Source organism: Lactiplantibacillus sp. 30.2.29 (assembly GCF_018991255.1).
Lineage (GTDB): Bacteria > Bacillota > Bacilli > Lactobacillales > Lactobacillaceae > Lactiplantibacillus > Lactiplantibacillus pentosus.
On record NZ_JAGYGU010000002.1, the window covers coordinates 108,846 to 132,315 of the forward strand.

Here is a 23,470-nt window from a genome sequence, read left to right on the forward strand (position 1 = left end):
AGTGCTATAATGCAGATTATTTTGATTTCAACCAGTTCGTTCAGCGCGTAATTATGGTTCGGTTTCGAGGCGAAATAATGAGAACTCATCAATTAATTAATATATTGACCGCCGAATTGTCAGCGCTACCGGTACTCATTGTCGCGTATTACGCCATCACGGCCAAGCCCACTGGTGAGTGGCAATTGGTCCTTAATCTACCGGTGTGCTGGCTAATTAGCTCGTATCTGATCAGTTATCCACTGCTCCTGTCAGCCATCCCGATGCTACGTCGCAACCCCTTCAAAATGCAGTCAATCTCGGTGCAGGCCAGTTTAAAGTATCACTCTCATTTGAACGAACGGGCTGCCCGTTGGGATGATGAAATGAATCTCGCCATTTTTATATTGGAGCGCGGCCTCTTGATGCTGCTGTCGGAACCGGTGGGACTGCTGTTACTTCTGTATTTTGGGATCCGGCGACTTCAGCACGATGCCAAACGAAAAACGCCCTAGCTGTTTGTAAATCTGAACAGCTAGGACGTTTCGTTTTATGGATTAGTTTCAAAGCATTTAGTTAGTAGCCGACGCACTGTTAACAATCACTAACAATCGTCGTTGCCTTATTTCAAAATACTAGCCGCTAAAAAGTCGACCGCAGCTTCCTGAATCTTATGTGGCACGTGATGAACGCCACCCTCAGCACGTTTGAAGACCGTTGCACTCAGGGCTGGGGTATCTTTGAAACGGTGCTTGAAATCGCGCACATATTGATATGGCACCATCTGGTCGGCCGTTCCGTTAAAGAAGAACATTGGACGCCCAGCCAGCGCTTCTGGATGTTCTGATAAGTCAAACTTGGCCAACTGTTGATACGTTTTGGTAATCAGTTCGTCCGGTAGTTTGGCTTGTAAGGCTGCTGGTAGCTGCGCAACTTGGTCCTTGGCGAATGCGACCGGTTCAGGTGACCCAATCAGTGACACGCCGGCAACAACTTGCGGCTGCGTGGCCATCACACCTGCAGCGGTAATACCACCCATGGAAGTCCCCATCACACCGATCTTGTCCGCATCAGTGATTCCAGCCGCAACTAAACTATCCACTAATTGTGGAAATTCAGCCACCGAATGGCCGACGATCGACCAGAAGTGTTCCGGATGGCGGTCTAAGTCAGTGCCATCATTGCGGCTACCATGCAAATAAGCAGTTGGTAAAATGACCCGAAAACCAGCGCGAACTAGTTGATAGGCCGCGGATAGTTCTGTTGCCGTTTGGTTCGTCCAACCATGATAATCGATAATCGTTGGTAACTTCGTCTGTGCTTGACTCGCTGCAAACACGTGTAAGACGGGCAAATCGCCCAATTTGGTCGTACGGACTACCACGTCTTCAAATAAATTCGTTGTCATTTTTATCACCGTTTCCAAAATTAATAGTTAATAGTGTAGCAGAAGCCCAAACGAAAACCAACCCAAACGCGCACATCGTGGTTAAAGCTTAACCATCACGGACACATCTGAGTTGGCAATTAAGTCGACTAGCCACTACTGACCAGTGTAATAAATAAATTACTTTTCAAGTGTATCTAAGAAATCTTCAACTTGTTTTTGCGTCTTACGGAATTTGTCGACATAGCGGCCAATTTCTTGACCATCTTCAATGCCAACGAAACTAGGAATGCCCATCACACCCATGTCCTGGGCGATTTCAATATTCGCGTCACGGTCAACCGTAATCCAATCGTATTGGTCGTACTTGGCTTCGATTTGGGGCATTACTGGTTTAATAAACGCACAATCCGGGCACCAGTCCGCCGTAAAGAATAACATATGCTTACCCGTCTTGATTCGATCGCGAATTTCTTCGTCGCTTAAAGTTGCAGTTGCCATAAAAAATGCCTCCAATATTCTTGATGATACCTATAGTTTAACACATACTAAAAGTAAGTAAAGAACTTTGCGCTATTCGCTCGCACGTTGCAAGGCTTGTTGTAAATCAGCTGCTAAATCGGCCACGTTTTCGATACCGACTGACAAGCGTAACAAGTTCGGTGTGATGCCCTTTTCAGCGCGCTGCTCAGGCGTCAAATCGGCGTGTGTCTGGACGGCGGGAACGGTCAGCAAGCTCTCGACCCCACCCAGACTTTCGGCAAAGGAAATCACGTTTAACGCGCGTAGGAAGGTGTCGACGTCGGTCCCGTCAGCCAGGTAAAAACTGATCATGCCGCCGCGACCGGGGTATAAGACCCGTGACACGTGTGCATCCGCCGTCAGCGTTTTGACGAGCGATTGGGCATTGGCTTCTTGTTGGTGTAAACGAAGCGGCAACGTCTTCAGGCTTCGCAATAGCAACCACGCGTCAAATGGATCTAACACGGCACCGGTCGTCACCAGATTGAATTCTAAGGCCTTGGCATCCGCCTGGTCTTTGACCACGACTGCGCCAGCCAGCACGTCATTGTGGCCAGCCAGATACTTGGTCGCTGAATGCACGACGATGTCAGCACCCAGGTCTAACGGCTTTTGAATCAGCGGCGTATAGAACGTGTTATCCACAATCAATTTTAACCCGTGGTCATGCGCAGTCGCAGCGGTTGCCTGAATATCAATGACTTTCATCGTTGGATTAGATGGCGTTTCGAGCCATAACGCAACGGTGTGTTCATCCGCTAAAGTTGCCAATGCCGCCTGGTCTTGTCCGTCCCAGACCGCAAAATCCAAGTGATAGTGGTCATGCAGTAAGTCAAAGAATCGATACGAGCCCCCGTATAAATCGTCTGAAACAATAATTTTGTCCCCACTATGGAATAACGTGAAGACCAACTGAATCGCGGCCATACCTGAAGTGAGCGCATAGGCAGCCACCCCGTGTTCCATTTCAGCTAACACTTGTTCCAAAATACATCGCGTGGGTTGTGCTTCACGCGGATAATCAAAACCCGTCGATTGGCCGAGGCCGGCATGCCGATACGCCGTTGATAAATAAATCGGTGCTGAAATCGCCCCGGTCTTCTCATCATCACTTCGATTACCCGCTTGCGCTAACCGGGTTTCAATATGTAACTCATCTGTCTGCTTTGTCATGTTCTCAATCCACCTTATTAAATTTTATGCCATTAATCGTAATCTCATCCTAAAAATGAAAACACAAAAAAACCGCCATCTATCAGGGACGCCGGTCGCGTGTTACCACCCAAGTTCAATTGCGGGTCGCCCCACAACACTCATCAAGTTGATTTCAACTCACTAGGATAACGGCTAGTCCCGCCAGCACAGCCTTGTGACCGCTACTGGGCATTCCGAGTTCATCTTCATTAGGCCGCCACCTTGCCGCTTTGCACTCACTACGGCTCCCTGTTAAAGGCGCAGACTAACTACTCTTCTCATCAACATGTCATTTAATGATATTTTCATCTTACTCTCATGATGGGGTGAGTGCAAGGCTAATTTCGCGCCAGCCGGCCTATGAAACGCGTGCGGAATCGCCCAAAAACTTGACGTCATGTGGGTGGAGCGACTGGTCGGCGTGCTCAAAATTTTGGCGTACCGATCGTATTTGGGTAACTTCCAGCGGGTTTAAATAAGCTAACACTCAATTCGAGCCGCAGCTGCTGCTGAGAATTATCATCATTAAGTTAACAACCTAACTACATCGTTCCGAAAATCGTTAACTTTGAGTGCAACAATATCACAAAAAAGGAACCACCAGCATCGGCAGTTCCTGACATGATTTACATTTTCTAAACTAACTTCTGAGCAAAAAAACGTTCGCCAAAGCGACTTATCCGAATAATTTTGAAACAATCACAAAATAAATCAAAATCAAAGCGGCTAGCCCCAACGTCTTCAACAACGCGAGCCACTGTCCTCCGGCTGTTCGCCCCTTTGGTCCCAAGCAGAGCACCAAGCCACCACAAATCACGGCTAATGTTCCAAGCTCGCGGCCCCAGTCAGCATTCCACACATAAACAAACGGCCCAATCAGACCACTCACCACGGCAACAATCCCCATAATTTTAAGAATCAGGCGTCCAAGCCGCTTATCCTTTTCATCATAAATCTCATGTTTCTCTTTTGCCAACTTATCCACCAACCTTTATAACCTCCCTCTAGTATGCCGTATTTTGAATGTGAGGGCAAGAAGGCGGTTACACGTGGTGCTGTAGCCATAGTGTGAGTAGAACGCTGGTCAAGCCATATCTGCGTCAACCATCTGGCCATGAAAAAAGTCCATACAAAAAGACTCCTCCAGAATCATTTTCTGAAGGAATCTCCTTGACCGTTGTTAGCCTACTTCAGTCGAACGGCTTAAGGTTGTGTCGAAACGACTTGCCAGACGTCCCCTTGGGCAAGTTGTTGCTGCTCAAGTTGACCCTTGGCATTAACCCGGAACCGGCCTGCTAAGTGCGCGACATCGGCGTTTTGATTTTCATAAACTTCAACATAGACGAGTCCGCCCTGTTGATACTGATTAAAGACAAAGTTCTGCTTGTTAGCAGTTGTCCCTTGATACTGGGCTGACACTTGATGCCAAGCCCAATCGTTGATCTGACTAGTCGTTAAATGTTGCGTTGCAACGGTACTACTAGTCGCTGATGAGGACGATTGCTTGCTAGTCCCCGTGGTTGCGGAACTAGCTGCTTGACTGCTGGTCGTCGTGGAATCCGTAGATGATTGTGCATCCGTCCCAGTCGTCGATGAGCTCCGACTATCGGAAGTCGCAGTTGTTGAAGAGTCATCAGCTGTTGAAGACGATTTTGTTGCGGTTGACTTCTCGGTCTTAGCATCTGACGAGGACGCAGACTTGCTCGACTTTTCAGCCTTCTTTGACACGACCGTCTTCGTTTCACTAACACGTTGTTGACTAGTTTGGTGGTCGGCCTCCAAATAATAGCCACCCCCAAGCGCTGCAATTGCGGCGATTACTGCGGTACTAACTAACACTTTTTTCAAGATAATCAACTCCCCAAAGATTAATTGTCTGATACTACCTAAAGCATACGCTATGTTGACTCACTTTACCAACGTTTACCTGTTTTAGATGCAAATTTAATGTTTCGATAAGAATTGGGGGTTACCTTGAGAATTCAGGTTTAGAAAATGCCGCCGCTTATAGCAAAAATGTGCAATTAACGAAACCAGCAAACGCACAATTGACTTGCATCCCACAACAGATCTCACAAACGCACGGTATCAATGAGTACCCTAATTATCCCCTAACGTTTATTGCGCCGATTCTTTTTGGGCCGCTTACGCTTCTTCTTTTTTCGGAATGCCGGTGTCGCATCCATCCCCAGCCTCTTATGCAAGCGCAGTTTCTCATCTCTGACAACTTGTCGCAGAGCTTGTGCACGCTGCTCTGGAAGCGTTGTATACATTTCTAGCATATCCACCATGACAATCAATTTATCCATATCATCGAGCTGTATTCGTTGTACAAACCTTTGTTGTTCAGCACCATCAACCACTGAACCAGGCCCGTATTCAAGCGACATGGTCTCTTCAAGCGCTTCCGTAGTCAATTCTTCAGGCTGTAGAAGGTTGCAGTCGTATGCACGGCCAAGGTAAAACTCAAAAGACTCCACATAATCAGAAACGCGGGCTGTATTTTCAGGATGCTTTTGCTGTTGATCTAAATAGGCCCTAAACCCCAGTTCAACAGCAAAGCGGTGGGTCTTAATCGCATCCTTACGATGCCAAGACCGACCCTCGAAAGTCTCAACATGCGCATCCGGATTCAGGTAATCCCTTTCCTGATCAGGGCTGTAAAAGTCAATCAACTTGGCCAGTTGCTCTGGATCATCAAATACTGCCGCCGTGATTGGAAAGCCATTCTCATATTCACTACTGATGTCATTCTTGTGGTCAGTCACATAATTGTTGATACTGTCGTCATCATTCAAGTCAACACCAGCCGCTTGAATTTTCAGGATCATCTTCTTGTCTACCGAATAATTGTTGGGATCCTTAGCTGCTTCAACCATTTTTTCAGCAGCCTCATGAATATACCGTTGGAGTTGAGCGACCTTATTTGGTTTCATCATCTGCTCGGAACCTACGATACTAATCAAATCAGTTAACATTGGACCAATCGCCGCATATTCTTCTTGACTATAAAGACGATCCGCAACAAAATCACCCGTCATAATCTCAACCAACATATGCTTGGTCCAACTTCGCGGCAATTTACGATAACGGTTATACCCAATCACCAATAATGTTTCAACAACATTTTGCATAAAGTCGGCTGTGACCACCTCGGGACGGTTCTGCCATTCTGGACGCTCTTGGTAGATTTTCATTAATCTCGAATACTGAAGATTCACTCTTAATAATCGGCTAGGTTGCCACATTGGCAACTTTGGATCCCGATTAACTCGGGTACTAGGATCATCATCAAAGTCATCTTCAGTCATGGATGACCCATCCTGGCCCAAATCAACACTCGGCACAAAGTCATCATCGGAATCAAGGTCGGGGTTATCCCAAAAGTCAACATCGTCGAAATCATCATCGAAGTCGTCGTCATCATCCATAAATCCTTCAGTCTCAACTGGTGTCGAAAATAATGCCAATAAAAACTTCGGAAGACTGCCAGCTTCAGGATTCTCTTTTTTAATTTCCGCCATCACCTTCGAAATGTCAGCGGGCTTCGCATTAATTTGTTTCGTTCGTGCTAAGTAAGTACAGTACGGTTCACCGATGACGACCGGTCCTTCCACCAAGAACTGCGTGCCATCGATGTCGTCATCATGCTTGACTTGAGTCAAATAAGCGCCAATGGATGCTGCTGTCCAATCAGCATGGGACTTACTGATATAATCAGAAAGAGCTGCATCTAGCTGGTTACCCACCGTTTCACTTAAATTATCCCAGCTCAATCCGATGATATCAGAGACACCATCCATCTGATCATATTGTGTCTTAAGTGGCTGGTATTCCGGGGATGCTTTAAACCCAGCCCAAATTGATTTAAATGTTGCCATGTTACCCCTCGTTTCATTATCTTTTGATCTTTTAATTCCAAAAACTGAGCCCACGCCATCACTAACACTCACCAGGCTTGACTGATGGCTGCGTGGTCACGACGCATTCATTTAATAGTTCTATTATACCGTACAGTCCTAATTAGTACTTAATGAGACCAAGTATCTGTCACTAAATCCGTTTTTCTGCTTACAAAATGTAACCGGTTCATAATTTGTCATCAAATTGTTACTTATGTGAAGCCCAGTTTGCATGCTATAGTAATCAACCGATACTAAAATTAGGAGTGTGTCAATAGAATGCCACGTAATTTAAAAGAAGAAGTTGTTTTCACTGCCATCATGGCTGGCTTAATGGTCTTTGTCATGACCGCCTACAACGTTACCCTCGCTCAAGGCTTTAGTAGCGGCTTGGTAATGGCAATCCTTAGTGGCTACCCACTCGGTTTATTCGTTGCGATCCTGTTAGACTTATTGGTCGTGGGACCAATTGCCAAACGATTAGCTTTCAAATATATCATTAATGATTACATGCGTAAAAAGGTCGTCTTAATCGGAATTACGATTTCCGTCTTGATGGTGCTGGGCATGGTGACTTGCATGTCCTTCTTCGGCATCGCAGTCGAAGGTGAATTGGCTGGCGGTCACGTCTTAGCGACTTATGGTCATACTTGGATCTTTAACTTGATTGTTGCCCTTCCACTCCAACTGCTCATCGTTGGCCCAATCGCCCGCGCTGTGCTTGGAAAGATGCAACAAGCAACGGCGAACACTGAGTCCGCAGCTACGGTAGAAGAAGAAGATTAATCGTCACATTTAATACTTGAACGCGTGCCTGACTGGGTAAATCCTAGTTGGGCACGCGTTTTTTGAATTAGACGTCCAATCGTGTCGCTCCTTCGCCCATCCAGCATGACGATTCAACAACACGACTCACAGGTATGACCGTGTTTTAGACATCTCACAGCTACAATGATAAGCTTTCACTGCCAATGCCTGGATACGACCATCTTTTAAATACTTCCGAAGCAACCTGCTGCCAATGTCCAACCCCTGCCACCAATTCCACTGACAAGTTCAGGATACCCCCAACGACTTCACGATAATTTATTCAGCAGTCATACCAGCCGCCACACCGTCCACCCCCAACAGCTTAACTTTCTTAACCGCAATCCATGCTATGCTAATTGAATGAACTTAATTGGGGTGAAACGTATTGAAAAGATGGTTAAGCTTTGGGGGCTTATTCCTATGCTTATTAATGGCACCACTCAACGTCCAAGCACGTGCAGGTGGCAATTACGGCGGTGGTGGTGGCAGTGACTCGACGTCTACTTGGAATCGGTCGAGCAGCGACGAATATTATGATGACCGCCGCGAATTTGACCGTCCCAGGATAATAACTGGTTGGCAGCACAATGCAACTGGTGGCGGTTTCGGCTTACTAGTCGCTGTTATCGCTATTAAACGCTTATTACGACGGCGACGCCAGAACTTATTCGCCAATCAAACAGACCTGCCGCCGACCCTAGCAGCGGCCTTTGAAACGCTGTTCTATGAGGTTGAGGCCGCCTGGACGCGTAATGATTTGACGGCGCTACACCGCTTGATGGGACCAGGATATTATCAATATCAACGCTGCATCATTATCGGTTTTATGATCCAGCGCAAGTTCAACGAGCTTGACTCACTGCACCTGATTTCACTCCGCCAGCTCGACAATGGTCCGGGTCGCGCTATCAACATCTTAGTCACCGCGCAGGCCCGCGACTACTTCCGATATGCCAATAAAAGTGCCACGTTCAACCAACAGGCCAAGGATTCAGCTTACATTGAACGCTTTCAAGAAATTTGGACGGTCAAATGGGATGCCCAGCATCAACTGCGGTGCCACCAAATTACGGCGGTTCAGCCAGATACAGACGACAACGTGCGCTAAGGCTCAAGTACTATGCGTTGATTTTAAGCCATACGCTGTGAACAGAAGCGCGACACACCTTATGCAAGTTGCCTGCAGTGCCGCAACTAATTTTTAATGATTAACCACAAATCGCCCCGACCAGCAGTCAAATTTTCTGCTGATTGGGGCGTCTTGCGTTTCAAGTTGTCATCATGTAATTCAGGGATAATTTGAAACTAAATCGACCCCAATTTCCCGTACATCATGGTATGGTAATGATAACGATTAAGGAGGTATCACGAGGGTGAAAACATACGGAATTGGTGCGGTGGCTGAGCGCATGGGACTTTCAGTTGCGACGATTAGATATTATGACGAGACGGGATTACTGCCATTCGTCAAACGCGACCAGGCTGGCCGGCGCCGGTTTACCGACGATAATATTCAGCTATTACAAATGATTTTGGATTTAAAACATGCCGGCGTTGCCATAAAGGATATTGCCCACTTTGTCTCCTGGCGCTTAGATGGCGACGACTCATTGCACGAGCGCTATCAATTCTTGGCGAAACATGAACAGACGCTCGAAGACGAGATTAGCCAACTCGAAAGTTCGCTGGCCTACTTGCGTTTTAAGAAATGGTACTATCGAACTGCCGAAGAAGCTGGTACAGAGAAGATTCATCTACGGGCTGGTTCCAAACAAGTCGACCCGCAAACTTATCGTGAGTATCAAGAATTACTTCAAGCAGGTCACACCGCTCAGGAACTTGGGAACGGTTCCAAAAAATAATTCAGGCTTTAGACTTGACCTCAAGTTTACTTGAGCTAGTAAGCTATGATTCATCAACTGTTATAGGAGTGTGATGAATGATGTTCTTACTCGCTTTAATTCCAATTTTAATGGGCGGTGGTCTGGCCATGCAGACCGCGGTCAATGCCAAACTACGTCAATTTGTGGGGTCTCCCTACTTAGCTTCTGCGGTCTCCTTTAGCGTCGGTGCGCTATTCTTGATCGTACTCACGTTACTGAGTGGCGTCTCACCGTTCGTCTCACTGACGACAATTGCGACCAACCCGTGGTGGATCTGGCTTGGTGGCCTTTTAGGCGTCATTGGTCTAACGGTCAACTTGCTACTCTTCCCACGACTAGGCAGTATTCAAACGGCGGTATTACCGATTTTTGGACAAATGGTGATGGGGATTCTCATCGACCAATTCGGCTGGTTTGCATCGCCGCGCGAACCGCTGACGATTGTGAAAGTCATCGGATTAGTATTGGTCACCTTGGGCATGCTGGTCGCCACCGTCCGCTTTAATCATGCGACCGCTGAACATCCGGTCAAAGGGCTCTGGCTGTGGCGGTTACTTGGCATCGGTGCTGGGATGCTAATTGCAACTCAGGCAGCCATCAATGGTCATCTAGGCACGATTCTCCAGTCATCCGTCCACGCTGCTATGGTTTCGTTTACCGTCGGCGCAGTGCTCTTACTGTTACTGATTACCGTCTTACGGGTACCCACTAAGCCACTTCAAATCGCCCTTCAAGCTGGTCGAAGTTACTGGTGGATGTGGATCGGTGGCTTCTTAGGTGCAGCCTATGTTTTCGGTAGTGCCTGGTTAGTCCCTCAGATTGGGACGGGTCAAGTGGTCGTGATTGCATTATTTGGCCAATTGCTGTTCAGTGCCATCATTGAACAATTCGGTTGGTTCGAAGCCCAGGCACAACGGGTCAAACTTCCCCGCTTAGTCGGCCTATTGCTGATGTTAGTAGGCGTGATTGGAATTCATTTTTTGTAAATATCATTGACGGGCCTATCTCAAAGTGGGATAGACCCGTTTTTGTATCAAAACAATGCCCGATACTGACCAGGCAATGAAAAAAACGTCTCGTCATTCCTGGCAAATTCGTTGCAATTACTCATCGATTTAACTGTGAATCACAAATACAAAAAAAGACGCGTATCAGCCATCCGAAAATGGTCAACACGCGTCTATTCACGGCACTGGCAAAGCCAGCGGGGGTGACACTCCACAATGTCAGTGACCCAAGCACTCTGAAATACGTCAGAGAAACGTGCCCCGCTATCAATATTAGTCACTAGCCGCTCGCGCGGAACCGTTATTACTAACGATCTGACTCTATCGACTCATCGCAAGAACAACCATAACATCTTAATCTCTAAAATGCAAGGTAGCCGCAAAAAAACGGTGGTGCAATTGACTAGCAATCGACGCCACCGTTCCCATTGGTATTTTGATTTTGGCTTGGCTCCAATATCAATTTTAACAATACCACATGTTTGTAAACATTCAGTAACTGGCAGGTAAAGATTGTGTTTAATCTTCAACCGCCGTGATCTGATTCAAACGGTCGACTTGCGCTGACAACCAGTCCGTCAACAACTTTTCGGCGTTGGCCTGATCAGCCAGCACATCATCAACTGAGCCTAATTCATCGATTCGCAAGCCGGATTGGAGCGCTTCGGATTCGGCAATCATATAGACATTGATTGGCATCGTGTCGTCTGCGACCGTCACCTTGCCAATTTCAGTTAAGTTTGCAAGTGGCAGGTTAATGACACTCGTCTCAAGCCGAAAGCTAATCGCGGGCTCGTGAGTCATCGTCAAGGTGATCTGGGCCAGCTGGTCTTGCTTGACCGCTGCGACCAACTTCGCTAACCACGGTTGAACTTGCGCTGTTAATTGGTCATAGGTGCCCGTTAAACTGGCCTGGGTCACCTTTTCGGCCGTGACATCATCGATAAAAGTTTGTACGTTTCGTTGCATAAAACTCGATCCCTCATTCATTTTGTCAATTTCGTTAATTTGTTCGTCGCCAACGTGTGAGTAGCACCAACGTGTAAAAGTTGATTCCGAGTCCAATCACACCCATAATCTCTAGCAAAAGCTTGATTTCCATTCCAGCCGTACTTTGATAGCCAGACATCAGCGCACTGATGAGTCCAAGACTGTATATCAGCACCACTAGTCCGAGCACGTAGAAGCCCAACATTCGGTTAATATAAACCGCCAGGACGCCTAAAAAGTACAACACGAGCGCAATCAGTAAGCCCTGCCACATTTCTGCGACCGAGATATGCTTGGCTTGCAAGTGAAAATGGCTGGTCGACATCATCCAATTGACGATACCGTAACAAAAAAAGGACACAAACGCAAATGCAACTAAGCGAGTCAGTTTCAACAAATCACTCCTATTACTGGGCAATTAAGTCGATGATAGCAGTCCGTTCAATGCCAGTGAAGTACTGGTTTAAGTCGATATCAGCTAGGGCGTCCGCGATGGCTTCATGGTCATAACGCACCCCGTTCAGCGCTGCTTCGATATCTTGGACGTTACCGCTACCAAAGAAATCACCGTAAAATTTAATATTATTGATCAAGCCGTCATCCACTTTGATCCGGACATCAATGGTTCCCATATCAAAATGTTGCCGCCGTTTAACTGAGAATTCAGGCGATTTGCCGTAAACCCAATCCCAATTAGCATAATAGTCTTCGTAAATTTTATCAATAGCTTTTTGTTGTTCAGGTGTCACGTGATATTCCTTATCGGCGATTTGGTCGAGTGAATCAACGTGAAATAATTCCTTCAATAACGCGTCTTGGAATTCTGGCACCGTGATATTTTGATACTCTGGTGCCAGGTATGGCCGCAAGTTCGTGACCCGACTCCGGACCGACTTGATGCCCTTCGATGCAATCTTATCGGTTGGAACAGTTAACGCCTGTGGCACGACGTTTAAGTCGACATTCAACATCAATGTCCCATGTGAGAAGGTCTTGCCATTCCGCGAATACATAGCGTTACCAGAAAACTTCTTGCCATCAACGAGTAAGTCGTTACGACCACTGACCGTTGCCGTCATTGCACCCATATCGTGCAGTGCATCGATAATTGGCTTGGTAAACGTCTTAAAGTCACCAAATTCTTGGCTATCACTGTCGACCACAAAGCTGAAACAGAGATTGCCTAAGTCCTGATAAACAGCACCACCACCAGATAACCGACGAGTGACGGTAATATGATGTTCACGAACATAATCTGCATTGATTTCTTCAAGCGTATTTTGATTACGCCCAACGATAATGCAAGGTTCCTCATAATAGAACAAGACCAATGGTTCATCAAAATCTACATTGTTCATTAAATACTGTTCCGTAGCCAAGTTGCGGCCAATTTCATGATCTTTCATTGCGACATAGTACATGGTTTAAAATCTCCTTCAGCTTTAGGTTACTTTAATCATACAGCAAGATGAAAAAAGGACCCACAATGTGAGCCCATTTTTTGGAAGAATCATACAAAAAAGTTTAGCGTGGCGTTCTTCACACCACAAGATGACTGATTCACTATCCACATCCATGAACGTTTGATTGGCGGCAATCCGTTCTCCGTGGAGCTAACCGTGCCATCAATAGATGGAGGTTGGGTCAGTCAGTTATCCGAAATTAGCGGAAACGCTGCTATACTGCACTAGCTATCACTTGACGGGTTTGTTACAACAATTGGGTAACGGTTTGATACTGACCTGTGATTCTTCCGATGAATCCAATATAGCATACAATGTAAGCGATTGCAAACCTGGCAAATAAATGTTGTTCCCGTCGACAGATCTTAAAAATCAAAAACGACCTAGTCAGCCGAAGCCAACTAGGTCGTCGAAACTTAATAGCGGCCGTGGTCGCTATCCATTTCACTAACGCTATTATAGAACCTCATGAAAGCAGTTACAACTTAAATGCTTAATTCTTGATCATTGCGACATAGTGGGTCGCTCCAGAGCGACTAAGGTACCGTAACCAAGTATAGCCTTCTGCTTGTACCGTCCCGTTATAGTAGACCGTTTCACCTGGATTATATTGTCCAACGATCCCTGCACGAGTTGTTGGCGCCGTCCGAATGTTAGTCGTCGTGACAAATCGGAATGCACCGGTGGTATTAGTTGGCGTGCTCGTCGTGTTCGATGACGATGATGACGCCCCACTAATCGCAACGTAGTGTTGGGCACCAGAATAGGACAAGTACCGTAACCAAGTTTGCCCATCAGCGGTCACCTTGGCGTTATAGTACACCGTCTCGCCAGCATTGTAAGTGCCAACATTGGCAGCATTACCCGCTGGGGCGTTCTTAATCGCTGTCGTCTGGTTGAACCGGTAACTACCGCTTTGTGGTGTCACTTGTGGCTTTGAAACACTGTTGCCACCGGTATTACCACTGATTTGAACGTAGTGTTGGGCACCAGAATAAGATAAGTAACGTAACCAAGTCTCACCGTTAGTCGTCACCTTACCATTATAGTAAACGGTGTCGCCAGCGTTATACGTTCCCACCGTGGCCGCGTTATTGGCCGGCGCATTCTTGATGGCCGTCGTATTTGTGAAACGATAAGCCCCACTAGTTGCAACGACGTTAGGCTTGTTGACTGGCGCAACTTCATCGCCACTCGTGGCCACGTAATGTTGGGCCCCAGAGTAAGACAGGTACCGCAGCCAAGTCGTACCGCCTGTAGTTACCTTACCGTTGTAGTAAACCGTCTCACCGGCATTGTAAGTGCCAACGACCGTGGCCGACTTGCTAGCTGCGGAGCGAATATTGGTTTTGACCGTGAACTTATAACTCCCACTAGCTGGTGTGACCGTAGCTTGATTTTCATGGTTATTGTTATTATTAGTTGCTTGGCTGATCATGACATACCGTGAGACCCCTGAGTAGGATTGGTAACGTAGCCAAGTGGCATTATTGACCGTCAATTTACCATTATAGTTGACAGTTTCACCGGCATAATACGTGCCAACTGAAGCACTATTTTGGTCAGGTGAATTGTGAATCGTCGTGGTCTTGGTGAACTTATGTGTACCACTCGTTACCGTCACATTTTCGTCAGGTAGCGTCTGAGTATTATTGTTATTACCAGTATTCGTCTGACCATTTAAAACTTCTTGATCCCACTGGTGTAACTGGTTATATTCAATGATGCTGATCAGTGAGCTAGCATAGGTTGGCGCGGTTGCGTAACCATCTTGTTGTAAGAGGCTCGCAACGCGGCGATAGTCCGTGACACCCAGCAAATTACTGTAACGTGGGTTCTCCACTAAGAAGGCGCCGTGGTCTTCAACACTAGCTGACCAGTTCGGATATTTCCGGAACGCATCTTGAATCGTGATGTATTGTGAACCGTTCCATTCCTGAGTCGGGAAGTAAATCGATTGTCCTTGATAACTCCCCTTGATACCAAATAAATTATTACCGGCAGTGGCCAATTGTGACCGGCCCCAACCACTTTCGAGAATGGCTTGGGCGGCGGTTACGGATGGTAAGACTTGATACTTATTCCAACCAGAGACCGCACCCGCTTTAATCTGACTTAAGAAGATTTCTTGGCTGGTAAGTGCCCGCGTTGCCCGTGCTGCCACAGCTGGTGATTGAATCGCAGCCGCAACTTTGGCCGTCTCAACTTGTGGCGTGGCTTTTGGCGTCGCCTGTTCAGCCGCTGGTTTGGTTTCTGCGGACTTAGACTCTGCCGACTTCGCTTCTGCTGACTTGGCTGCAGAATCCGCCGAAGCAGCCGATTTAGCAGCTGAACTGGTCACTGCCGAATTGGCGTGGTCGCTTGTCGCTTGGCTATCTTGGCTGGTTGCCGCACTTGCTTTAGCCGTTTCATCTAACTTGTCGACCGCACTTGTCGTTGAAGCCGCCGTTGCACTGGCCGCAGTCTCATCCTGCTTGGCTGCTTCCGATGACGAGCTTTGCTGGTCTGTACTGTCAGCTTTAGCGGACTGACTGGTTGCTGCACTTGCCGCCCGCACCGTTACCCGGCTGGTCGCACTGGTAGCCGCTGCATCCGACTTCGATGCTGCTGAAGTCGTTGTCGTGCTTTCAGTAGCCTGGCTGGCAGTGGATGCTGATTGCGTCTCACTACTCGTCGCTGCCGTATCCGTCTGGCTCCCCGCGCTCAGCGTCACTTGCTTGCTGGCAGTGGAGGTCGCACCACTCTCCTTGGTTGCAGAAGATGGCTTGGTGGCCGTCGCTGTCGTATCCGCCTTACCACTTAACATTGGTAATAAAGCGGTACTCAATAATAATGAGGTTACTACTTTTTTCGTCATTCCTATTTTCAATTTGATTTCCCCGAACTTTCCGTGAGTTAGTCGTCAATACAACTGAATGTATCCCCGTTGATACCTGCTGTTACAAAGTAATATTAGCATGTCGACCAGTCACTTTCAAACAAGTTTGCTTTCAATTATTTTATTAATAGCAAACCATTGATACCGTTATCATTTTGAAACGGGAACTAGTTAACTTTCGCTTACCATTGAGTCAATCAACAATCTGCTGAAACTATTGCTAATACTGCATTTTAGCCGTACCCCAGCATCGAAATTTATCAGCAGTCCCTGATTATGCCATTAAACAGACTGCAAATGAGTTTGAATTTAAAATTGTTGCGTCGTGAAAAAATTTGCCGTTTTCCAGATCTATTAATATAATTATCCTTACTAACTGAAATCGAGGCATTAATCAATCGATTTAAATTGCTTACATGTATCAAATTTAATGATAAAATGTAGTTATTAACTAGCCATATCAAACGGGGGTAACCATTATGTTACAACAATATCAAAATATCTTGGTACCAGTTGATGGCTCCAAGGCTACCGATGAAGTTCTTCGTCGGGGCATCGAAGTCGCTAAGCGTAACAAGACGCATCTCGACATTTTAAATGTGTTGGAAGTTAACCAATTCAGTGATACGTACGGCGGTGCGGTCAGTGGTGACGTCATCTACAAGCTATCTGAAGACGTTCAAAAGCGCTTGGAAGAACTCAAGCAACAGACGATTGACGCTGGCGTGACGGACGTTGACATCCACGTTCGTTTTGGTAATCCGAAGACGGTTATCGCACGCGAATTTCCAGCTGACCATCACAATGAATTGATCATGATTGGTTCGACAGGGCTTTCTGCAGTTGAACGGTTAATGGTTGGGTCGGTAACGACTTACGTTAGTCGCAACGCGATCTGCGACGTTTTAATCGTTAAGCCAACGGACACCGAAGAATAAAGCAATATAAAAAGTCTGGATGCGCTCCAGACTTTTTATTTGCCACTAATTTTCCCGACGCCAATCACTTTTAAAGAACAGGAGTAGACGACCTTTGACGTGGACTTATGATCTCAGCATTCCGCCAACTTTAAACCAACAAACGATCCGTACCTGTCTGCGGTCGTGGCTCATTCCTAAGCGTATTCAGGGCCAACTACGGCAAACCCGCCGCATTCAACTCAATGGTCAGCCCACCACAATTGCCAAAACTGTGCAAACTGGGGACCAGCTCACGTTGACGTTTATTCCCAGCGACTTCCGGACGCCAACGTCTAACTATCTGGCGGTCGCGACTAACCCTGTCGATATCTTATATCAGTCAACTGATTTATTGGTCGTCAATAAAGCCGCGGGCATCAAGTCGCATCCAAATCAGCCTGGTGAGACCGGCTCGGTTTTAAACGACCTAGCCGCCGCACTCCAGCCCACTCAGCAAGCACCATACATGGTTCACCGATTAGATCAAATGACCTCTGGCGCAATGCTAGTCGCCTTGAATCCCGTCGTGGTTCCGATCCTGGACCGGCTCATCAGTGAAAAACAAATTCGACGGACGTATTATGCGTGGGTTCGTGGTCATTTTGCCACGCCAACTGGGCATTTCACCGCACCAATCGGTCATGATGCCACCGACAAACGCAAACGCTGGGTCAACACGGCCGATGCCCAGCCAGCACTCACCGATTATGAAGTACGTGAGACAACGGCCCAGCAGAGCTTAGTCAAACTGACCTTGCATACTGGCCGTACCCATCAGCTACGGGTTCACCTGGCTGCTAGCGGCCACCCCATTATTGGTGACCCACTTTACGACTCGCAAGCGGAGTCGGCGCCTCGGCTGATGTTACATGCCCAATTGTTGGATCTACAACTTCCATTTAGCACCACACGGGTGACGGTACCGGCCCCATTGCCAAGTTTATTTAATCAGACAGACTTATTGGACAGGTATTAAACACAAGCATGCTAACAATTTGAAAATTAATTAGATACTAAATATGGAACGTCCCTTTTATATTAAGGGACGTTCCTTTATGTGCACAATCACATTTTAATGAAATTTCCGAAAGCTAAGTGCACCTAACCCTGACAATAAAATCGTCCCGACAAGTGCAAACCAACCACTATTTGCTTCATCAGTTTGTGGTAATGTAGCTTTTTTTTGACCATCACTTGAATTCGTATCAGCCTGCGCTGTTGCATCCTTAGTACTCGTTGACGTTGACACTTTTGATTGACCACTAGCATTTGAACTAGTACCCGTAGTGGCATCTGTTGACGTCACATCTTTGTTAACCGCTACTGATTGATCACTATCGGCCCTAGTCGAAGTCGTCTTCGCACTTGAAGTCTCAGTAGCACTAGCATTTTCCGCACCATCTGTACTGGTACTTGACTCACTATTCACAGTATTACTAGTAGCATTGTCAGAACTCGTGGTAGTCCCAGTATTACTGCTTGAGTTCGTATTAGTCGAGGTCGTCGCACTATCACTTACGCCTGCATTGCTATTTGAATTCGTATGGTCTCCTACTTGACTTTCAGTACCGCCAGCGTCATTGTCAGCTGTTACTTGATTGATCAGCCAAGCTTGGACAACCTCCCAGGAGCTTCGCCTAACAACCACATACTTAGTCTTACCTTCATTATAAGTATAATTTAATCCAACATCGCCTATACCCGTGGCATGTAATTTTGAGGAATTATCTGATAATAAATAGTCTCCGTTCCCATCACCACCTACAAATCGAGCATTTTTCAATGTCGCTTCAATTTGGCTTGCTGAAGCACCAATAGTAGGTAAAGCATCGATTGCCTGGGTCAAGCTAGCGTGAGCAGCATTACTCTCGGAATCAATATTACTATCCAGTGGACGATTAGCATCATCATTTTCAAAATATCCTGAGTCCTCTTTTGAGACTTTAATAGTTACAGATTGGCCATCATGCGTAACTTTATAACCGGCGGAACCATTCGTTAGCGAGTATTCATCACTAGGTGTACCATTCATAAGAATATGCGTGGGCAAGCCTTGTTCCATATCCGCATCAAGTGCAGAAAAATAATCCGCAGTTTTCGTAAATTTGGTATATGTTTTTAAAACGGCACCAGTATCATTATCTACTATATTAAATGTAACAAAATTAAATCCATAGGTATCGGCAAAATCCTGGCTATCAGTTTCACCCTCCTCAGTATCAAAGAAATACCAGTGATTATCCACTTTAGTAAAAACTGTTCCATCAGTATCGTTATAAGTATTTCCTGTAGGAATGGCCGAAACCGTTGCCGCCTCAGCAACGGTTGATGCTCCTAATGATACTATCGTCGTGCTAGCAACCCCCACTCCCAATAATGCCGTGGAAATCATCAATGTACGAACTAATTTTTTCGTTGTCATCTAAAAATACACTCCTTTTAACTTCTCCAAAACAACTAGCAACAACCGTCTATTATGAACCGCCATCCCCCCTTTAACGGACCAGTGAACATACATAATACTGTGCGACTAATTGTCTAACGCCAAATTCCTGATACATTTTGCACGTAGCCCACCAGCGACCCCCAGAAAATATTAAGTACGATAAAAATGAAGATGCTAAATACAACCGTTAATGCAACTTCCGCCAATAATACCGCGTAGAATTTATCCATTCGGGCTCTTTGAACATCATTGACGATGATGAAAATGAATGCTGCGCTCATTAAAACGTTCGATGGCACCATAAAAATTAGTAACAGTGTTAAGCCAGAGAAATTACCTGAACTAGTGATAACACTCATTAATAAGGTAATCAGATTTAAAATCATAATTAAATTTGTTACTCCCGCAAACTGATTAACAAAGTCCCAGAAATCAACATGTTCTGGCGTCAGCGCTTGTCGAAAGCCATACGCAATAGCTGTATAAATGGCGTAGCCAACAATAATCAGTAAGAAAATTGTTAATCCAGTCTTAACGATGACACCATTAATATCCAATGCTGCCATCATGTCTCGTGCCTCAGTTCCCACGCTCTTGACTACTAAGGCCCGTACTTTTTGAATTAATGAGACAATCGTCAAAACCATCAATAAGGATTCAACAACCATTGATGTCAAACCAAAAAAGCGGTTGGCATCAACTAATGGTCGGCTAGGATGACGCAATGTCTCCAAATACCAAGCAAAATAATTACCAGAAAAACGTTTCACCGAAGCAATTGAATCTGAGGTACGTGATGAATTATAGTCAGTCGCTTGTGGTGTAGATTGCGGTATTGGCGCTGATTCTACTGGTTGCCGCACCTCTTGAACGGCATAGCCACACTTCGGACAGAACTTAGCATCGGGTTTAATTTCGTTGCCACACTTTGGGCAAAAAACGGGTTGATTCGTCATTGATATGCTCCTCGTTGTTTTTAGTGATTGTGCTATTCGTCAAAAGACTCATGTTCATCGTTCGTCTTTTGACCATTTGTTATTTTTGAAAATTGATAACCAAACGTCGTATCGTTGCCTGTTGGGGTCATCGTGGCAGTGTACTGATATGTCTGTACATGAGCATAATCCTCAAGATTGAATCGATATTCGATTGAGTACGTGACCAAACTCGACCCATTAGGCCCCGGCACGACCTGTTTTAGGGAAGAATCATAACTAACCGACTCAATATCGTCATCGTCAGAGTAATCTTGAGTCATCTTGACAATCTGGTTGTAAGCCGCGTTATCTCTACCATTAGTAAAATAATCCGCCAGCGCAGTATTTTGACTGTCAGTGACATCATTTATATCCGTGCCATTAGAAATCTGATCCATACACATTATTAATCGCGACACCAAACTATCGGCCTCTGAATGGCTAATCTGATTGGGATAATTGATATCAACGGTCGATTGATCGTCACTTTTCTTCAAGTGAATTGTCTTAGAATTAGCCATGCCCTCGCTCGACGTATAACGGGCATACACTGCCATATCAGACGACCACGGCTCATCGTTGAGCTCAAAGTGGCCACTAGTATCAGCAGTCCCGACTTTTTGACCATTTAAATAAATCGCTGACGCCGGTACTGTTTGCAATGTCGTCGAAATAGTTGTTAGCGGTAAGTTATAAGTTCGATTACTAGTAATATAATATTGACCACTGTTAGATAGCTGATGTCCTCTGACTGTACCATTAACTGTCAATTGATATTCTCCCGGTACCAATGCCCCCAAGGACTTAATATCATCATCACGCTCTGCAGTCCCCAGTGACCGGTCATCAAGCTTAATTTGATTTCCCGCTAGATTAGTTGTGATTTTAGGGTAAATTGGCTTTACTATAATCTGATAGTTAGGAAACACGAGCCAGCGGTGCCCGCTAACACCATACCTGAAATGATTGTCGTGACTGATGCCCCGGATCAATAAGTCCCGTTGTAAGGTCGTCAACGCTTTGGGATGGTGATGGTAATAGCGATAGATTGGTAGTAACTTTTGCTTATTCAGTCGCAAATCAGTGCTGCTACTAGTATAGTAGTCTGTTAATCGCCGACCTCTTTGCGTATTGGCAATAGCCCGATTTAACGTGGCCGTACGTGAATAATATTGACTTCCCCAAAGCAGCCCACCGCCAAGGATAATGATTACAAGGCCGCTGCTAAGCCAGGTTAACTTTTTTCGTTTCGACCATGCTGCGCGGGAATGTGACAATTCAAATTGTTGCCGCTGCCCCGTTGCTTGATGCGTGACAGTTCTTTTGTCGGCCACTAAATGATAGCCACACTGCGGGCAAATAACATCCGTCGGCGCAACTGGATACCCACAGTTCTGACAAAACCGATTAGCACCCCCACTCGGTTGATCGTTAGCCGGTGCTAACCGCTTATTCAAGTTTCGCATCTTATCCTCCTAGCCACTCATTGCCGATCCTGAACAATTGCCTCTGCATATAGACATAATTGTTCAGCAGGTCGCATTTCTGGTTGAATCTTAACATTGACAACACCGGCATATCGCTTGGTCAGCAACAAGACATAAAGATTCTTCATCATACTTTCCCACATCGCCTTGGCCCCTGAACGAGGAATAACATCACTTTCAGCAAAAATTAGTCCAGCCGAACGATATCCTACTGGAACTGCTGGTGCACTCGTAATCATGAATGTTTTAGTCATCGCAACTTCATCAGGAGTTAGTTCCAAATCAAAAAGTGGAAATGTTTGGTCACTGGAATGTGGCATAATTGCATACTCATCATTTGGTGATAATGCACCGCCACATTTCAAACAGAAATTGGCATCGGCCGCATTTTGGTTGCCACACGCTGGGCAAATTCGGTAATACGTTTGTTTCATCGTTGGACTAACCTTCTTTTCTACAATTTAATTAATTTGTTCGAACTTTCCTGTCGAACGATTTAGCTCCGCCAGAATACTATGAATGTTATCGTAGCGGAACGTATTCGCTGACGTATCTTCTCCTGCTGCATACAGTTTGATTTCATAAACGTCCGGATTTGGTTCACTTTCTGTAAAAGTAAAATCATCCGGGTCAATGTCCTCAGCGTCCGCAATAGCCGCGACAGCAGTCTGAGCAGGGCCTGACAAATCATCATATGATTTTCCCGTTTGAGTAGCTGAGCTATCATTGGCATCATTTGCGCTTGGCCCAGCATCAGGTGCCGTATCATTTTTTGCGGAGTCCACTGTCACATCTTTGGCCTTACTGGTCTTTTTAGCTAGTAAAGCAATCGTTCGATGGGTATCCCCGCCACTAGTCAGATTGGCTTTCTCACTGACCGTCGATTGGGTACTGATTAGCTTAAATTGATAGCTTCCGGGAAAGAGTGGCCCTGCTTTATAGGTAGCATGCTTGCTTTTAGTTGTTGTTAAGACCGTGCCATTGGCTTTGATGGTGGCATTATTCACATTAGTTTCAATCTCCGGGTGCATCATTGTAACCTGTAATTTATAGACTGGAAAAATCAGCCACTCATGGCCCGCTGTCACAACTCGAAACGTCTTGTCACTCGTATAACCATTATGGTTTAAATCGACTGCCATATCCCTGACGTATTGTGGGTGCTTACGCGTGTACGTCATAAATGGTTTGACCGTCTTAGCAGTAATCGTCACACTCGGATCATCACTAACTAGTTCGGTAGCAAATTGATTGGGTTGATCATCTGTCACCTTCTTAACAATCGCCGCCACTTTCCTAGGCTTAACTACTTGCGTCTGATAGATTGAAAAACCGATTGTCAAAATAATTAGTCCTAATACCACGACACTACTGATAAACGCCCATTTTGGTAGTCTTAGATGTTGCGAACGTCCATCTGATTGACGATGACTAGTCCCAGCAGTATCTGTCACGGCAACGGCACTTAAATCTTGACCACACTGATCACAAAAAACGTTATCATCGGCATTTTCTCGTTGGCAATTTGGGCAAACTTTCATGCCATAATTCACTCCTCTTTCTGACCTTATTACAATTCATACCAC

General features: G+C 45.9%; 22 protein-coding genes. 7 read left to right on the forward strand and 15 right to left on the reverse strand.

Annotation, left to right across the window (positions count from 1 at the left end):
* The first annotated feature begins 77 nt into the window (after positions 1–77).
* Positions 78–494 carry a hypothetical protein gene (locus KGF65_RS01860; RefSeq protein ID WP_101873092.1) on the forward strand — a complete coding sequence of 139 codons (417 nt, stop codon included), beginning with the start codon at positions 78–80 and terminating at the stop codon, positions 492–494.
* Between the two features lie 107 nt (positions 495–601).
* Here the strand turns inward: KGF65_RS01860 and KGF65_RS01865 are convergent, their stop codons facing one another.
* From KGF65_RS01865 to KGF65_RS01890, 6 genes are all read right to left on the reverse strand, one after another.
* On the reverse strand, positions 602–1,387 hold the full coding sequence (locus KGF65_RS01865) for an alpha/beta fold hydrolase (protein ID WP_101873091.1): 786 nt from the start codon (positions 1,385–1,387) through the stop codon (positions 602–604).
* Positions 1,388–1,546: 159 nt separating this feature from the next.
* Positions 1,547–1,867: a thioredoxin family protein gene (locus KGF65_RS01870; RefSeq protein WP_003639365.1), complete on the reverse strand. Its 321-nt coding sequence runs from the start codon at positions 1,865–1,867 to the stop codon at positions 1,547–1,549.
* 72 nt (positions 1,868–1,939) lie between these two features.
* A complete protein-coding gene (locus KGF65_RS01875) occupies positions 1,940–3,061 on the reverse strand; it encodes a PLP-dependent transferase (protein WP_050339597.1) in 1,122 nt (373 codons plus the stop codon).
* Positions 3,062–3,758: 697 nt separating this feature from the next.
* Positions 3,759–4,067 carry a hypothetical protein gene (locus KGF65_RS01880; protein ID WP_225366846.1) on the reverse strand — a complete coding sequence of 103 codons (309 nt, stop codon included), beginning with the start codon at positions 4,065–4,067 and terminating at the stop codon, positions 3,759–3,761.
* 218 nt (positions 4,068–4,285) lie between these two features.
* Positions 4,286–4,921, reverse strand: a complete 636-nt coding sequence (locus KGF65_RS01885) for a hypothetical protein (protein ID WP_225368207.1) — start codon at positions 4,919–4,921, stop codon at positions 4,286–4,288.
* Between the two features lie 272 nt (positions 4,922–5,193).
* Positions 5,194–7,035, reverse strand: coding sequence for a hypothetical protein (locus KGF65_RS01890; protein ID WP_216747943.1), 1,842 nt, complete (start codon positions 7,033–7,035; stop codon positions 5,194–5,196).
* A 228-nt stretch (positions 7,036–7,263) separates the two neighbouring features.
* On the opposite strand from KGF65_RS01890, the gene KGF65_RS01895 reads away from it, so the two are divergent.
* The 4 genes from KGF65_RS01895 to KGF65_RS01910 all read left to right on the forward strand — a co-directional run bounded on the left by KGF65_RS01895 (position 7,264) and on the right by KGF65_RS01910 (position 10,663).
* On the forward strand, positions 7,264–7,770 hold the full coding sequence (locus tag KGF65_RS01895) for a DUF2798 domain-containing protein (RefSeq protein ID WP_050339600.1): 507 nt from the start codon (positions 7,264–7,266) through the stop codon (positions 7,768–7,770).
* Positions 7,771–8,179: 409 nt separating this feature from the next.
* Complete coding sequence (locus tag KGF65_RS01900) at positions 8,180–8,902, forward strand: hypothetical protein (protein ID WP_158296971.1); 723 nt, start codon at positions 8,180–8,182, stop codon at positions 8,900–8,902.
* Positions 8,903–9,167: 265 nt separating this feature from the next.
* Complete coding sequence (locus KGF65_RS01905; RefSeq protein WP_216747944.1) at positions 9,168–9,656, forward strand: MerR family transcriptional regulator; 489 nt, start codon at positions 9,168–9,170, stop codon at positions 9,654–9,656.
* 80 nt (positions 9,657–9,736) lie between these two features.
* On the forward strand, positions 9,737–10,663 hold the full coding sequence (locus KGF65_RS01910) for a DMT family transporter (RefSeq protein WP_216747978.1): 927 nt from the start codon (positions 9,737–9,739) through the stop codon (positions 10,661–10,663).
* Positions 10,664–11,203: 540 nt separating this feature from the next.
* Here the strand turns inward: KGF65_RS01910 and KGF65_RS01915 are convergent.
* The 4 genes from KGF65_RS01915 to KGF65_RS01930 all read right to left on the reverse strand — a co-directional run bounded on the left by KGF65_RS01915 (position 11,204) and on the right by KGF65_RS01930 (position 16,006).
* Positions 11,204–11,653 (reverse strand): hypothetical protein, encoded by a 450-nt coding sequence (locus tag KGF65_RS01915; protein ID WP_216747945.1) that lies wholly within the window; start codon positions 11,651–11,653, stop codon positions 11,204–11,206.
* A 34-nt stretch (positions 11,654–11,687) separates the two neighbouring features.
* Positions 11,688–12,068 carry a hypothetical protein gene (locus KGF65_RS01920; protein WP_003639375.1) on the reverse strand — a complete coding sequence of 127 codons (381 nt, stop codon included), beginning with the start codon at positions 12,066–12,068 and terminating at the stop codon, positions 11,688–11,690.
* A gap of 13 nt (positions 12,069–12,081) precedes the next feature.
* Positions 12,082–13,095 carry a lipoate--protein ligase gene (locus KGF65_RS01925; RefSeq protein ID WP_216747946.1) on the reverse strand — a complete coding sequence of 338 codons (1,014 nt, stop codon included), beginning with the start codon at positions 13,093–13,095 and terminating at the stop codon, positions 12,082–12,084.
* Positions 13,096–13,630: 535 nt separating this feature from the next.
* A complete protein-coding gene (locus KGF65_RS01930) occupies positions 13,631–16,006 on the reverse strand; it encodes an SH3 domain-containing protein (protein ID WP_101873084.1) in 2,376 nt (791 codons plus the stop codon).
* A gap of 488 nt (positions 16,007–16,494) precedes the next feature.
* On the opposite strand from KGF65_RS01930, the gene KGF65_RS01935 reads away from it, so the two are divergent.
* Both KGF65_RS01935 and KGF65_RS01940 read left to right on the forward strand, forming a co-directional pair.
* On the forward strand, positions 16,495–16,953 hold the full coding sequence (locus tag KGF65_RS01935) for a universal stress protein (RefSeq protein ID WP_050339609.1): 459 nt from the start codon (positions 16,495–16,497) through the stop codon (positions 16,951–16,953).
* 94 nt (positions 16,954–17,047) lie between these two features.
* Positions 17,048–17,950, forward strand: coding sequence for an RluA family pseudouridine synthase (locus tag KGF65_RS01940; RefSeq protein WP_216746625.1), 903 nt, complete (start codon positions 17,048–17,050; stop codon positions 17,948–17,950).
* A gap of 96 nt (positions 17,951–18,046) precedes the next feature.
* Here the strand turns inward: KGF65_RS01940 and KGF65_RS01945 are convergent, their stop codons facing one another.
* The 5 genes from KGF65_RS01945 to KGF65_RS01965 all read right to left on the reverse strand — a co-directional run bounded on the left by KGF65_RS01945 (position 18,047) and on the right by KGF65_RS01965 (position 23,425).
* The gene (locus tag KGF65_RS01945; RefSeq protein ID WP_216747947.1) at positions 18,047–19,396 is read right to left on the reverse strand and encodes an LPXTG cell wall anchor domain-containing protein; all 1,350 of its coding nucleotides are present in this window, start codon (positions 19,394–19,396) and stop codon (positions 18,047–18,049) included.
* A gap of 116 nt (positions 19,397–19,512) precedes the next feature.
* Entirely contained in the window at positions 19,513–20,376 is an 864-nt protein-coding gene (locus tag KGF65_RS01950; protein WP_101873081.1) for a zinc ribbon domain-containing protein, read from the reverse strand.
* A 32-nt stretch (positions 20,377–20,408) separates the two neighbouring features.
* Positions 20,409–21,863, reverse strand: a complete 1,455-nt coding sequence (locus tag KGF65_RS01955; RefSeq protein ID WP_101873080.1) for a zinc ribbon domain-containing protein — start codon at positions 21,861–21,863, stop codon at positions 20,409–20,411.
* A gap of 17 nt (positions 21,864–21,880) precedes the next feature.
* Positions 21,881–22,318 (reverse strand): zinc ribbon domain-containing protein, encoded by a 438-nt coding sequence (locus tag KGF65_RS01960; RefSeq protein WP_101873079.1) that lies wholly within the window; start codon positions 22,316–22,318, stop codon positions 21,881–21,883.
* Between the two features lie 27 nt (positions 22,319–22,345).
* Positions 22,346–23,425 carry a zinc-ribbon domain-containing protein gene (locus KGF65_RS01965; RefSeq protein ID WP_101873078.1) on the reverse strand — a complete coding sequence of 360 codons (1,080 nt, stop codon included), beginning with the start codon at positions 23,423–23,425 and terminating at the stop codon, positions 22,346–22,348.
* Between the last annotated feature and the right edge of the window lie 45 nt (positions 23,426–23,470).